This is a genomic window from Citreimonas salinaria (assembly GCF_900107235.1).
Lineage (GTDB): Bacteria > Pseudomonadota > Alphaproteobacteria > Rhodobacterales > Rhodobacteraceae > Citreimonas > Citreimonas salinaria.
The window spans coordinates 315,289-327,351 of the sequence record NZ_FNPF01000001.1 but is presented as its reverse complement, the minus strand read 5'-3'; the positions used below and the strand labels follow the sequence as shown (position 1 = coordinate 327,351).

12 protein-coding genes are annotated in these 12,063 nt (G+C 67.6%); 7 read left to right on the top strand and 5 right to left on the bottom strand.

The features are described 5' to 3' along the window. The first annotated feature begins 12 nt into the window (after window positions 1-12). Together BLW27_RS01530 and grxC are read left to right on the top strand one after the other, a co-directional pair. Entirely contained in the window at window positions 13-741 is a 729-nt protein-coding gene (locus BLW27_RS01530) for a ComF family protein (RefSeq protein ID WP_089878143.1), read from the top strand. 32 nt (window positions 742-773) lie between these two features. Then, on the top strand, window positions 774-1,031 hold the full coding sequence (grxC, locus tag BLW27_RS01525; RefSeq protein ID WP_089878141.1) for a glutaredoxin 3: 258 nt from the start codon (window positions 774-776) through the stop codon (window positions 1,029-1,031). A 97-nt stretch (window positions 1,032-1,128) separates the two neighbouring features. Here the strand turns inward: grxC and BLW27_RS01520 are convergent, their stop codons facing one another. Both BLW27_RS01520 and ubiG read right to left on the bottom strand, forming a co-directional pair. Beyond that, complete coding sequence (locus tag BLW27_RS01520) at window positions 1,129-2,031, bottom strand: c-type cytochrome (RefSeq protein WP_089878138.1); 903 nt, start codon at window positions 2,029-2,031, stop codon at window positions 1,129-1,131. A 74-nt stretch (window positions 2,032-2,105) separates the two neighbouring features. Continuing rightward, on the bottom strand, window positions 2,106-2,840 hold the full coding sequence (ubiG, locus tag BLW27_RS01515; protein WP_089878135.1) for a bifunctional 2-polyprenyl-6-hydroxyphenol methylase/3-demethylubiquinol 3-O-methyltransferase UbiG: 735 nt from the start codon (window positions 2,838-2,840) through the stop codon (window positions 2,106-2,108). 47 nt (window positions 2,841-2,887) lie between these two features. Here ubiG and pip point away from each other — a divergent pair, with 47 nt between their 5' ends. The 5 genes from pip to BLW27_RS01490 all read left to right on the top strand — a co-directional run bounded on the left by pip (window position 2,888) and on the right by BLW27_RS01490 (window position 9,463). Next, window positions 2,888-3,865, top strand: a complete 978-nt coding sequence (pip, locus tag BLW27_RS01510; RefSeq protein ID WP_089878133.1) for a prolyl aminopeptidase — start codon at window positions 2,888-2,890, stop codon at window positions 3,863-3,865. A 133-nt stretch (window positions 3,866-3,998) separates the two neighbouring features. Continuing rightward, entirely contained in the window at window positions 3,999-4,976 is a 978-nt protein-coding gene (locus BLW27_RS01505) for an ABC transporter permease (protein WP_177177800.1), read from the top strand. Next, window positions 4,973-6,172 (top strand): ABC transporter permease, encoded by a 1,200-nt coding sequence (locus BLW27_RS01500; protein ID WP_089878126.1) that lies wholly within the window; start codon window positions 4,973-4,975, stop codon window positions 6,170-6,172. The genes BLW27_RS01505 and BLW27_RS01500 overlap by 4 nt, the downstream gene beginning before the upstream one ends. After that, window positions 6,169-7,830, top strand: a complete 1,662-nt coding sequence (locus BLW27_RS01495) for an ABC transporter ATP-binding protein (protein ID WP_089878124.1) — start codon at window positions 6,169-6,171, stop codon at window positions 7,828-7,830. The genes BLW27_RS01500 and BLW27_RS01495 overlap by 4 nt, the downstream gene beginning before the upstream one ends. Window positions 7,831-7,909: 79 nt before the next feature. Next, window positions 7,910-9,463, top strand: a complete 1,554-nt coding sequence (locus BLW27_RS01490; RefSeq protein ID WP_089878121.1) for an ABC transporter substrate-binding protein — start codon at window positions 7,910-7,912, stop codon at window positions 9,461-9,463. A 251-nt stretch (window positions 9,464-9,714) separates the two neighbouring features. Here the strand turns inward: BLW27_RS01490 and hslU are convergent, their stop codons facing one another. From hslU to trxA, 3 genes are all read right to left on the bottom strand, one after another. After that, window positions 9,715-11,016 (bottom strand): ATP-dependent protease ATPase subunit HslU, encoded by a 1,302-nt coding sequence (gene hslU, locus BLW27_RS01485; RefSeq protein WP_089878118.1) that lies wholly within the window; start codon window positions 11,014-11,016, stop codon window positions 9,715-9,717. 41 nt (window positions 11,017-11,057) lie between these two features. Then, window positions 11,058-11,615: an ATP-dependent protease subunit HslV gene (gene hslV / locus BLW27_RS01480; RefSeq protein ID WP_089878114.1), complete on the bottom strand. Its 558-nt coding sequence runs from the start codon at window positions 11,613-11,615 to the stop codon at window positions 11,058-11,060. 96 nt (window positions 11,616-11,711) lie between these two features. After that, a complete protein-coding gene (gene trxA / locus BLW27_RS01475; protein ID WP_089878111.1) occupies window positions 11,712-12,032 on the bottom strand; it encodes a thioredoxin in 321 nt (106 codons plus the stop codon). Between the last annotated feature and the right edge of the window lie 31 nt (window positions 12,033-12,063).

The window sequence follows — 12,063 nt, the reverse complement described above, 5'->3', positions numbered from 1 at the left end:
AGGGCACATAGGATGGCGCACGCGGTCCTGCAAACGCTTCTGCGCGTGGTCTACCCGCCGCGTTGCCTGTCCTGCGGCGACGGGGTGGACAGCGATTTCGGCCTGTGCGGCCCGTGCTGGCGCGATACGCCCTTCGTCGCGGGGCTGGCCTGCGACGCCTGCGGCCTGCCCCTGCCGGGCGAATCCGACCGGGGCGAGCTGTGCGACGATTGCCTGTCCGTGCCCCGCCCGTGGGACCAGGGCCGCGCGGCGCTGGTCTACCGCGACACCGCGCGGCGGCTGGTGCTGGCGCTGAAGCACGGCGACCGGCACGACATCGCGCGCCCCGCCTCCGACTGGATGGCGCGCCTCACCCGCCCCATCGTGAGCGAGGGCATGATCGTCGTTCCGGTGCCGCTGCACCTGCGGCGGTTGCTGAAGCGGCGCTACAACCAGTCGGCGCTGCTGGGCCACGCGCTGGCCGGACGGCTGGGCATCGACTGGTCGCCCGACGCGCTGCTGCGCCCGCGGGCGACCCCCTCGCTCGATGGAAAGACCAAGGAGGAGCGCTTTGCCCTGCTCGACGGGCGGATCACGGTGAACCCCCGCCGCGCGTCCCTGATCGCCGGGCGCCCGGTGCTGATCGTCGACGACGTGATGACCTCGGGCGCGACGCTGGCCGCCGCGACCAAGGCCTGCCATGCCGCCGGCGCCACCCGCGTCTGCGTCGCGGTGCTGGCACGCGTCGGCAAGGATGCCTAGATGAAAGGCAGCCACAGAGTCAGGAGAGAACAATGCAGGATGTCGTCGTCTACAGCTCGCCCCTGTGCGGGTTCTGCCACGCCGCCAAGCGGCTGCTGAAGTCCAAGGGCGTCGATTTCACCGAGATCGACGTGCTGGCCGACCCCAAGCGCAAGCCCGAGATGATCGAGCGCGCCGGCGGTGCCCGCACCGTGCCGCAGATCTTCGTGGGCAAGACCCACGTGGGTGGCTGCGACGAGCTTTACGAGCTCGATCGCGCGGGCAAGCTCGACCCGCTTCTGGCGGGCTGATCCGGCCGGGAGGTGCTGTCGCACCCGGCAACCGGTGAGATGCGAACGGGCGGCCGATGGCCGCCCGTCCTCTTTCGTGGGTGCGCAATTCGGCCGCTTACTCGCCCTGCTGCATCTCGTAGAGCCAGGTCAGCAGGTTGGCGCGGTCTTCGGCGTCGCGCAGGCCCTGATAGCTCATCGTGGTGCCCGGCGCGTAACCGCGCGGATCGGCCAGCCAGGCGTCCAGCTCCTCCGGGGTCCAGTGCTCGGCCTCGACGTTCTGCAGCGCGTTGCTGTAGTTGAACCCCTCGACCGAGGCGATCTGGCGCCCGACGATGTCCACCAGATGCGGCCCGACGCGGTTCTGCTCCTCGTCGGCAACGTGGCAGGCGCGACACTGGTTCCACACGCGTGCGCCGGCCTCGGCATCGGCGGTGAGCAGGGCCATGCCCTCTTCGGTGAACTGCGCGCCGGCATCGGCCTGTGCCTGCTCCTGCGCGCCGGCTTCCCCGGCGACATCCAGCGGCGGCGGATCGCCGGCCGCGGCACTCTCCTCCGCGGCAAGTGTATCGGCGGCGTCTTGGCCGATATCGGGCGTCTGCGCATCGTCCCCGGCCTCCAGCGGCGGGGGGTCACCGGCTGCGGCCGTTTCCTCTTCCGCAACGGCGACGGCATCCGGGGCCGCTTCGGCCTGATCCGCCTCGACCGCTTCCACTTCGGCCTCGTCCGTCACGGTTGTCGCGTCCTGCGCCGCCTCGTCCTGCGCCAGTTCCTCGGCAAGTTCGGTGTCCTCGCCCCCGGTCTCCTCGACGACGCTCTCCAGGCTCTCGCCGTCGCCGACCTGCGGCAGCGGACCCACGGGGGGGCCGTCATCGGCGCTGGGGACCGTGTCGGAGTCCGGTTCGCCGTCGGTCAGGGGGACGAACGTGGTCCACAACGCGACGGCGATCAGCGCGACGCCAACCGCCCCGATGATGCCCAGGCCAGTCCTTGTGATCGGGTCCTTGCTCTTTTGGAACATGTGCGTCCTTCCTTTCCTACGTTGCTCAAATACCTAGACGCGCGGACCGCCCGGCGAAAGCCCCGCAAGCGACGTCACGGTCGAAGGGCCGCGGTCACGTAGTTCACGGACAGATCCCGGTCCGACAGCGACCAGCGCCAGGTCACCGGGTTGAAGACAAAGCCCTTGCGGTCGACCGGGTCCAGCCCCGCCGCGCGCAGGTGTCCGTACAGCTCGTCCGGCGTGATGAAGCGCTTCCATTCGTGCGTGCCCTTGGGCAGCCAGCGCATCACGTATTCCGCGCCGACGATTGCCATGGCGAAGCTCTTTGGGTTGCGGTTGATCGTCGAGCATACGTGCAGTCCGCCCGGCCTCAGCAGCCGCGCGCAGGCATCCAGGTAATCCTGCGGGTCGGCGACGTGCTCGACCACCTCCATGTTCAGCACCACGTCGAACTGCTCGCCCGCCTCGGCCAGCGCCTCGGCGGTGGTGTGGCGATAGTCGATCTCCAGCCCAGACTGTTCCGCGTGGGTCTGCGCCACGGGGATGTTGCGCGCGGCCGCGTCGACGCCCACGACGGTCGCGCCCAGCCGCGCCATCGGCTCGCACAGCAGCCCGCCGCCGCAGCCGATATCGAGGATGCGCAGCCCCTCGAGCGGCGCCTGCGCCGACAGGTCGCGGTCGAACTCGCCGGCGATCTGGTCGGTGATGTAGTCCAGCCGGCAGGGGTTGAGCATGTGCAGGGGCTTGAACTTGCCCTCCGGGTCCCACCATTCTGCGGCCATGGCTTCGAATTTGGCGATCTCGGACGGCTCGACGGTGGTTTGCATGACATTCCTCATGGTCATTTCCCTGCCGCCCGCAATATAGAGGCAGAATGGACAAAGACCTGGGCCAAAAACGCGCAGTGCAGTATCTCTATCCGCCGTCGGACCCGTTCGACCAGCGCATGATGGACGTGGGCGCCGGGCACCGCATCTACGTGGAACAATGCGGCAATCCGGCCGGAGTTCCCGTGATCGTCCTGCACGGCGGCCCCGGCGGCGGCTGCAGCCCGGCGATGCGGCGCTATTTCGACCCGGCCACCTACCGCGTGATCCTGTTCGACCAGCGCGGCTGCGGCCGCTCGCGGCCCCATGCCAGCGTGACCGACAACACCACCTGGGACCTCGTGGCGGATGTCGAGCGCATCCGCGAGGCGCTGGGCATCGACCGCTTCGTCGTCTTCGGCGGCAGCTGGGGCGCGACGCTGGCGCTGATCTACGGCATCACCCACCCCGACCGCGTCCGCCACCTTGTGCTGCGCGGCGTCTTCCTGATGACGCGGCGCGAGTTGCAATGGTTCTATGGCGGCGGCGCGGGGCAGTTCTGGCCCGAACCCTGGGCGCGGTTCCGCGACATGATCCCGGAGGACGAGCATGGCGACCTGATCGCCGCCTACCACAAGCGGCTGTTCTCGGGCGACCTGCGGACCGAGACCCGACATGCCCAAGCCTGGTCGGCGTGGGAGAACGCGCTCGCCTCGGTCTACTCCAGCGGGCAGGGGGGCGAGGCGCCGGGCGAATACGCCCGCGCCTTCGCGCGGTTGGAGAACCACTATTTCGTCAATGACGGCTTTCTCGAGCAGGACGGCTGGATCCTGAAGAACGTCGACCGGCTGGCGGGAACGCCGGGCACCATCGTGCAGGGGCGCTACGACATGATCTGCCCGCCCCACAGCGCGTGGGAACTGGCCCGCCTCTGGCCCGATTCCGACCTCCGGATGATCCGCAACGCCGGCCACGCCCTGTCCGAACCCGGCATCAGCGCCGAGCTGGTGCGCGTGATGGACCAGATCGCCGACGCGAACGCCTGACGCGCCCGGCGGCGCGGCCGGTCCCCGCGCGCTGCCTGAATGCGCCGTATGGGGGTTTACTTGCGACCGAAGGCCGTTACGGTCGGCGCAAAGAATAACAAGGATACCGTCAGGGCCGGTGACCGCAGTTTTCATGATCATTGCCCAGCGCCTGGCGCTGGGCGTCCTGACGTTGATCGTGGTGTCGATGGTGATCTTCGGCGCCGTCAGCATGCTGCCCGGAGATTTCGCCGAGGCCATCCTCGGACAGGGCGCGACACCACAGGCGGTCGCCGCGATCCGGCGCGACCTCGGGCTCGATGAGCCGGCAATCCTGCGCTACTTCTCGTGGCTGGGCGACACGCTGCGCGGCGACCTCGGCGTCAGCTACGCGCAGATGAACTTCCAGTCGAACATGGGCGGGGGCGACAACCTGCGCACCGTTGCTTCGCAGATCGCACCGCGCTTCGCCAACACGATGTTCCTCGCCGGCGTCACCGCCTGCATCGCGGTGCCCTTCGCGGTGGGGCTGGGCATCCTGGCGGCGCTGTTCCGCAACTCGGCCTTCGACAAGGCGGCGAACGTCTCGACGCTGAGCTCGATCTCCAGCCCGGAATTCTTCCTCGCCTACATCCTGATCCTGTTCCTCGCCGTGCTGAACCCGGTCCTGCCGTCCCTGTCCAACATCTACGAGGGGATGACCCTGTCCGAGAGGTTGGAAAAGACGCTGCTGCCGGCGCTGACGCTGACGCTGGTGGTCACGGCGCACATGATGCGCATGACCCGCGCGGCGATCATCAACCTGCTGGCCAGCCCGTATATCGAGATGGCGCGCCTGAAGGGCGTCAGCCCGATGCGCGTCATCGTGCGCCACGCGCTGCCCAACGCGCTGGCGCCGATCATCAACGTGGTGGCGCTGAACCTCGCATATCTCATCACCGGGGTCGTGGTGGTCGAGGTGGTGTTCGTCTATCCCGGCATCGGTCAGCTGTTCGTCGACAGCGTGAAGAACCGCGACATCCCCGTGGTGCAGGCCTGCTGCCTGATCTTCGCGGCCGCCTACATCCTGCTGAACCTGACGGCGGACATCCTGTCGATCCTGTCCAACCCCCGCCTGAGGCACCCGAAATGAGCGTCTGGACCATGATCCTGATCGCGCTGGTGGCGATTGCGGTTGCTGCCTGGGTCGGCCGCTTCGTCGGGCGACGCGCCACCGGCAACGCGCCGCGCTTCCGCGACATGCCCTACGCCGTCGCCTTCGGCTATGCCTTCGTGCTGGCGCTGCTGGTCTGGGCGGTCTGGTACTACCTCCAACCGGCCGTGACCGAGGCCGGCGCGCCCGTGGCGGGTGTCACCTTCTTCCGCTGGGCGGTTCATGCGCTGATCGTGTTCGCCATCGCCGCCTTCCTGTTCCGGCTGCTGGGCCGGCACGTGGGCACCTCCGCGACGCGCAAGCTGTTCCGCCATATGCCGCTGACCGCCGCCTTCGGGGTTCTGGTGATCCTCGTCTACGCGATCCTCGCGATCTTCGCGCCGCTGATCGCCCCCTACGGGCAGGCGGTGGTCTTCGACCAGGTCAACGCGCTGCCCGGCGGCAACCCCGCCACCGGCGGCAACCCGGCGCATCCGCTCGGCACCGACCAGATCGGCCGCGACCTGCTGAGCCGCCTGATCTACGGCGCCCAGAACACCGTCGGCATCGCCTTCGTCACAACGCTGCTGGCCTTCGTGCTGGGCGGATCGCTCGGGTTCCTCGCGGCGGTGCTGCGCGGCTGGTTCGACCAGTTGATGTCCCGCGCGGTCGACGTGCTGATGGCGATCCCGTCGCTGATCTTCGCGCTGCTGCTGATGACCATCGCCAGCGCATGGGCGACGCAAAGCTGGATGCTGACGGTCTACATGGTCTTCATCATCGCGGTGATCGACAGCACCCGCGTCTTCCGCCTGTCCCGCGCGGTGGGCATGAACATCGTCGTCATGGACTACATCGAGGCCGCCAAGCTGCGCGGCGAGGGGCTGGGCTACCTGATCTTCCGCGAGATCCTGCCCAACGCCTACGCGCCGCTCCTGGCCGAGTTCGGCCTGCGCTTCTGCTTCGTGTTCCTGACCATCGCCTCGCTGTCGTTCCTCGGCGTCGGAATCCAGCCGCCGCTGGCCGACTGGGGCACGATGGTCCGCGATCTCGCGCAGTTCATCAACTTCGCCGCCTTCTCGCCGCTGACCGCCGCGCTGCCGATCATGGCCGCCGGCGCCATCGCGCTGCTGACCGTGGCGGTGAACTTCGTGGTCGACTGGATGCTGCACCGATCCTCGGGGCTCAAGGAATGACCGACACCACCGCCCGCCCCGTCCTGCTCCAGATGCGCGACATCCGCATCGAGGGCCGCAGCGACGAGACCTGGACGCCGATCATCAACGGCGTCGACCTGACCCTGCACAAGGGCGAGGTGCTGGGCCTGATCGGCGAATCCGGCGCCGGCAAGTCTACGCTGGGCCTCGCCGCGATGGGCTTCACCCGCGACGGGGTGCGAATCTCGGGCGGCTCGATCACCTTCGACGGGATCGACCTCGTGAACGCCTCGGCCGAGCAGAAGCGCCAGCTTCTGGGCAAGCGCATCGCCTATGTCGCCCAATCCGCCGCGGCCAGTTTCAACCCCGCGCACAAGCTGATCGACCAGCACGCCGAGGCGCCCGTCGCCCACGGCACCGCCACCCGCGCCGAGGCCGAGGAGGACGGCATCGAGCTGTATCGCAAGCTGCGCCTGCCCAACCCCGACGAGATCGGGTTCCGCTACCCGCACCAGGTCTCGGGCGGGCAGTTGCAGCGCGCGATGGTGGCGATGGCCATGTCCTGCCGGCCCGACCTGATCATCTTCGACGAACCGACCACCGCGCTCGACGTCACCACCCAGATCGAGGTGCTGGCCGCGATCCGCCACATCGTCGCGGAATTCGACACCGCAGCGATCTACATCACCCACGACCTCGCCGTGGTCGCGCAGATGGCCGACCGCATCAAGGTGCTGCTCCGCGGCGACGAGGTCGAGGAAAGCGACACCCGCTCGATGCTCGAGCAGCCGCAGGAAGACTACACCAAGAGCCTCTGGGCCGTCCGCGAATTCCAGCGCCCGGACAAGCCGCCTCCGGCCGTGGACGCGACGCCGGTGATCTCGGTCCAGGGGATCACCGCCGCCTACGGCAAGATCGACGTGCTGCACGATGTCAGCTTCGACATCCATGCCGGGCGCACCGTGGCCGTCGTGGGCGAGAGCGGCTCGGGGAAATCCACCGCCGCGCGCGTCATCACCGGCCTGCTGCCGCCGCGCGTGGGCCAGGTCGAGCTGGACGGAGAGACCCTGCCGCTGGACTACCGCAAGCGGTCCAAGGACCAGCTGCGCCAGGTCCAGATGATCTACCAGATGGCCGACACCGCGCTGAATCCGCGCAAGACCATCGGCGAGATCATCGGCCGCCCGGTCCAGTTCTACATGGGCCTGCGCGGCCGCCGGAAACGCGACCGCGTGGCCGAACTGCTCGACCAGATCGAACTGCCGCCCGAGACATATCTCGACCGGCTGCCGTCGGAACTGTCCGGCGGGCAGAAGCAGCGCATCGGAATCGCCCGCGCGCTGGCGGCCGAGCCCCGCTTCATCATCTGCGACGAGGTCACCTCCGCCCTCGACCAGCTGGTGGCCGAAGGCATCCTGCGCCTGCTCGCCCGCCTTCAGGACGAGCTTGGCCTGTCCTACATGTTCATCACCCACGACCTGGCCACCGTGCGATCCATCGCCGACGAGGTCGTGGTGATGAAGGATGGGCGCGTGGTCGAACAGGGCCCCAAGCCCGAGATGTTCCGCCCGCCGCACCACCCGTACACCGACCTGCTGCTGTCCTCGGTCCCCGAGATGGACCCGGACTGGCTGACGAATCTGCTTAAAGAACGCGGAGTTGATGACATCGGCGACGCGTCGGCTGATAAGATATGACAGAATCGGCCTGCTTCGGCGGGCCTGAAGCTATTGGCGGGCTGCCCCGCCACGATCGAGAAACAGGGGAGAGACGATCATGACACGCATTTCCAGACGCGGCCTTTTGACCACCGGTGCAGCCGCCGGTGTGCTCGCCGCCTCCGGTCTGCCGCTGCGCGCGCAGGCCAGCCGCGGCGGCCGCCTGCGGGTGGGCCTCAACGGTGCCAATTCGTCCGACAGCTGGGATTCGCGCACCCATTCCGACCTGTTCATGATCGCCTCGGCGCAGGGCGCGGTGTTCGACAGCCTGACCGAGGTCGCCGCCGACGGCTCGCTCAGGGGTGAACTGGCCACCGACTGGGATGCCTCGGCCGACGCCAAGACCTGGACATTCAACCTGCGCAAGGGCGTGACCTTCCACAACGGCAAGGCGTTCGGCGCCGACGACGTGATCGCGTCGCTCAAGATGCACACCGAGGAAGGCTCGAAATCCGCGGCGCAGCCGATCGTCGAGACCATCGTCGAGATGAAGAAGACCGGCGAACACCAGGTGCAGATGGTGCTGGAAAACGGCAATGCCGACTTCCCCTACCTGATGTCCGACTACCACCTGCTGATCTATCCCGCCGGCCAGATCGACGAGGCGATCCAGAAGGGCATCGGCACCGGCCTCTACCGCGCGCAAAGCTTCGAGCCGGGCGTGCGCATGGTCGCCACGCGGGTCGACGATCACTACAAGGACGGCAATGCCGGCTGGTTCGACGAGATCGAGTATATCGCGATCAACGACAACACCGCGCGCATGAACGCCATGCTGACGGGCCAGGTGGACGCGATCAACCGCATCGACCTGAAGACCGAACAGCTGCTGCGCGCCAACCCGCAGCTGCGCATCCAGGAAGTGTCGTGCAACCAGCATTACACCTTCCCGATGCTGACCAACGTCGCGCCCTTCGACGACGTCAACGTGCGCCGCGCGCTCAAGCACGCGGTCAACCGTCAGGAAATGGTCGACAAGATCCTGCTGGGCCACGGCCGCGTCGGCAATGACAGCCCGATCGGCCCCGCCAACCAGTTCTTCTTCGAGAACATGGAGCAGACCACCTACGACCCCGACAAGGCACGCTTCTACCTGAAGGAAGCCGGCCACGACTCGCTCGACATCGACCTGTCGGCCTCCAACGCCGCGTTCGAGGGTGCGGTCGACGCCGCCCAGCTGTACCAGGCCTCGGCCAAGGCGGCGGGCATCAACATCAACATCATTCAAGAACCGGCCGACGGCTACTGGTCGAACGTCTGGCTGAAGAAGCCGTTCTGCATCTCCTACTGGTCGGGCCGCGCGACCGAGGACTGGATGTTCTCGAACGCCTACGAGGCAGGCGCGCCGTGGAACGCCACCCAATGGGACCGCGACGATTCCGAACGTTTCCAGGACCTCCTGCTCGAGGCGCGTGCCGAACTCGACACCGACAGGCGGCGCGAGATGTACTACGAGATGCAGCAGATCCTGAACGACGACGGCGGCGTCGTCATCCCGATGTTCGCCAACTACGTCGAGGCGATCAGCAACAAGGTCGCCACCCCCGGCGTGATCGGCAACCTGTGGCAGATGGACAACGCCCGCATGGCAGAGCGCTGGTGGATGAACTGATCCCGGCGTCCGAAACGGCCTGAAGCGCGAAACGCCCCGCCGGTCCGGCGGGGCGTTTTTGCGTCTCGGTGGGGACGTCACGCCCCCCTGCATCTTCCGCATGAAAAGACTTCGGGACGGTTGATCGAAACCGGCAAAACGCGCCGACGCCCACGACCGCCGCGCCGCCCAAAGATTACGGGTTCGTAAAGCCGTCTTTGCAAGCCATTGATTTCATTAAGTCGCAAGAGTGTCCCACCGTGGGACACCCCTTAAAGCACGTAGCGGCTCAGATCGGCCGAGCGGGTCAGCTCGCCCAGGTGCTCCTCGACGAAATCGGCATCCACGGTGACCTTGTCGCCCGCCTTGTCCGGCGCGGCAAAGCTCAGCTCCTCGAAGACCCGCTCCATCACCGTGTAGAGCCGCCGGGCACCGATGTTCTCGACGCTCTCGTTGACCTCGGCCGCGACCTTGGCCAGCGCCGCGATGCCTTCCTCGGTGAAGGTCACCTCGACCCCCTCGGTCGCCATCAGAGCGGTGTACTGCCGCGTCAGGGCGTTGTCGGTCTCGGTCAGGATGCGGACGAAATCGCCCTCGGTCAGCGCGCGCAGGTTCACCCGGATCGGCAGGCGGCCCTGAAGTTCCGGCAGCAGGTCGGACGGCTTGGCCACGTGGAAGGCACCCGAGGCGATGAACAGGATGTGGTCGGTCTTGACCGCGCCATGCTTGGTCGAGACGGTCGTGCCCTCGATCAGCGGCAGCAGGTCGCGCTGCACGCCCTCGCGGCTCACGTCGCCGCCGCGCGCGTCCTGCCGGGCGGTGACCTTGTCGATCTCGTCCAGGAAGACGATGCCGTTCTGCTCGACCGCCTCGAGCGCGGCGGACTTGACCTGCTCGTCGTCCAGCAGCTTGTCGGCCTCCTCCGAGACCAGGATCTCGTGGCTTTCGGCGACGGTCATCCGTTTCTTGACCGTCCGCCCGCCCAGCGCCTTGCCGAACAGGTCGCCGATGTTCATCGCGCCCATGCCCGGCTGGCCAGGAATGTCCATCTGCGGGAAGGGCGAGGAGTTGTCGGTCAGCTCCAGCTCGATCACCGTGTTGTCCAGCTCGCCGGCCTTGAGCTTGCGGCGGAACATCTCGCGGGTGCCTTCGCGCGCGCCTTCGCCGGCGATCGCGGCGATCACGCGATCCTCGGCCGCCTGCTGGGCGCGGGATTTCACGTCCTCGCGCATGTGCTCGCGCGTCATGGCGATCGAGGCGTCCACCAGGTCGCGAACGATCTGCTCGACGTCGCGGCCGACATAGCCGACTTCGGTGAACTTCGTGGCCTCGACCTTGATGAAGGGTGCGCGTGCGAGCTTGGCCAGACGGCGGCTGATCTCGGTCTTGCCCACGCCGGTGGGGCCGATCATAAGGATGTTCTTGGGATAGACCTCGTCGCGCAGGTCCTCGGACAGTTGCCGACGGCGCCAACGCGAGCGCAGGGCGACGGCGACGGCGCGCTTGGCGTCCTTCTGGCCGATGATGAAGCGGTCGAGTTCGGAGACGATCTCGCGCGGGGTGAGGTCGGTCATGTCGGTCCTTTCGCGGGCGCGGTGGCGGAATGTTCCGGCCCTCAGGCTTCGATGGTTTCCACGGTCAGGTTGCCGTTGGTGAAGACGCAGATGTCGGATGCGATGGCCATTGCGGTGCGGGCGATGTCCTCCGCGTCGCGGTCGCTATCCATCAGCGCGCGGGCGGCCGCCAGGGCGAAGTTCCCGCCCGAGCCGATGGCGGCCACGCCGTGTTCCGGCTCCAGCACGTCGCCCGCGCCGGTGATGACATACAGGTCGCGACCGTCTGTGACGATCAGCATTGCCTCGAGCTTCTGCAGGTATTTGTCGGTGCGCCAGTCCTTGGCCAGTTCGACGCAGGCGCGCTGCAACTGGCCCGGCGTCGCCTCGAGCTTGGCCTCGAGCCGTTCCAGCAGGGAAAACGCGTCCGCCGTCGATCCGGCGAAGCCGCAGACCACGTCGGAGCCGCCGGGCGACAGGCGGCGCACCTTCCGGGCGCTGCCCTTGATGACGGTGTTGCCCAGCGAGACCTGGCCGTCGCCGGCGATGACGACCTTGCCGCCCTTGCGGATGCCCACGATCGTGGTGCCGTGCCAGCCGGGGAAGTCGGTTGCGGACATGGAATACCTTTCACGTGGGCCGGGAGAGGGGCGCCGCCCTCTTGCCCCGGCGGGGCCGGGGCACTTCACCCCGGGATGTTTTCTGCGGAAGTCGCCTCAGATCGAGTCTTCGATCCAGCCCTTCAGCGCCGCCTTGGGTGCCGCGCCGGCGCGGTTCGAGATCACCTGGCCATCCTTGAAGATGAACAGCGCGGGGATGCCGCGCACGCCGAGGGCGGCGGCGGTGTTGGGGTTCTGGTCGACGTCGACCTTCGCCACCTTGATCTTGCCCTCCATCTCGGTCGAAAGCTCCTCGAGAGCGGGGCCGATCTGCTTGCACGGGCCGCACCATTCGGCCCAGAAATCCACCACGACGGGGATGTCGGAATTCTTGACTTCGGCGTCGAACGTGTCGTCGGTGACTGCCACGGTGCTCATGAGGGGGTCCTTCCTTCCCGGCGTTGTCAGA

Bases quoted from the DNA above. Each gene is read 5' to 3' on its own strand.
- BLW27_RS01495 (WP_089878124.1), top strand. From the start codon at position 6,169: ATGACCGACACCACCGCCCGCCCCGTCCTGCTCCAGATGCGCGACATC.
- BLW27_RS01505 (WP_177177800.1), top strand. From the start codon at position 3,999: ATGATCATTGCCCAGCGCCTGGCGCTGGGCGTCCTGACGTTGATCGTG.
- BLW27_RS01520 (WP_089878138.1), bottom strand. From the start codon at position 2,031: ATGTTCCAAAAGAGCAAGGACCCGATCACAAGGACTGGCCTGGGCATC.
- BLW27_RS01500 (WP_089878126.1), top strand. From the start codon at position 4,973: ATGAGCGTCTGGACCATGATCCTGATCGCGCTGGTGGCGATTGCGGTT.
- ubiG (WP_089878135.1), bottom strand. From the start codon at position 2,840: ATGCAAACCACCGTCGAGCCGTCCGAGATCGCCAAATTCGAAGCCATG.
- BLW27_RS01490 (WP_089878121.1), top strand. From the start codon at position 7,910: ATGACACGCATTTCCAGACGCGGCCTTTTGACCACCGGTGCAGCCGCC.
- hslU (WP_089878118.1), bottom strand. From the start codon at position 11,016: ATGACCGACCTCACCCCGCGCGAGATCGTCTCCGAACTCGACCGCTTC.
- BLW27_RS01530 (WP_089878143.1), top strand. From the start codon at position 13: ATGGCGCACGCGGTCCTGCAAACGCTTCTGCGCGTGGTCTACCCGCCG.
- pip (WP_089878133.1), top strand. From the start codon at position 2,888: ATGGACAAAGACCTGGGCCAAAAACGCGCAGTGCAGTATCTCTATCCG.
- trxA (WP_089878111.1), bottom strand. From the start codon at position 12,032: ATGAGCACCGTGGCAGTCACCGACGACACGTTCGACGCCGAAGTCAAG.
- grxC (WP_089878141.1), top strand. From the start codon at position 774: ATGCAGGATGTCGTCGTCTACAGCTCGCCCCTGTGCGGGTTCTGCCAC.
- hslV (WP_089878114.1), bottom strand. From the start codon at position 11,615: ATGTCCGCAACCGACTTCCCCGGCTGGCACGGCACCACGATCGTGGGC.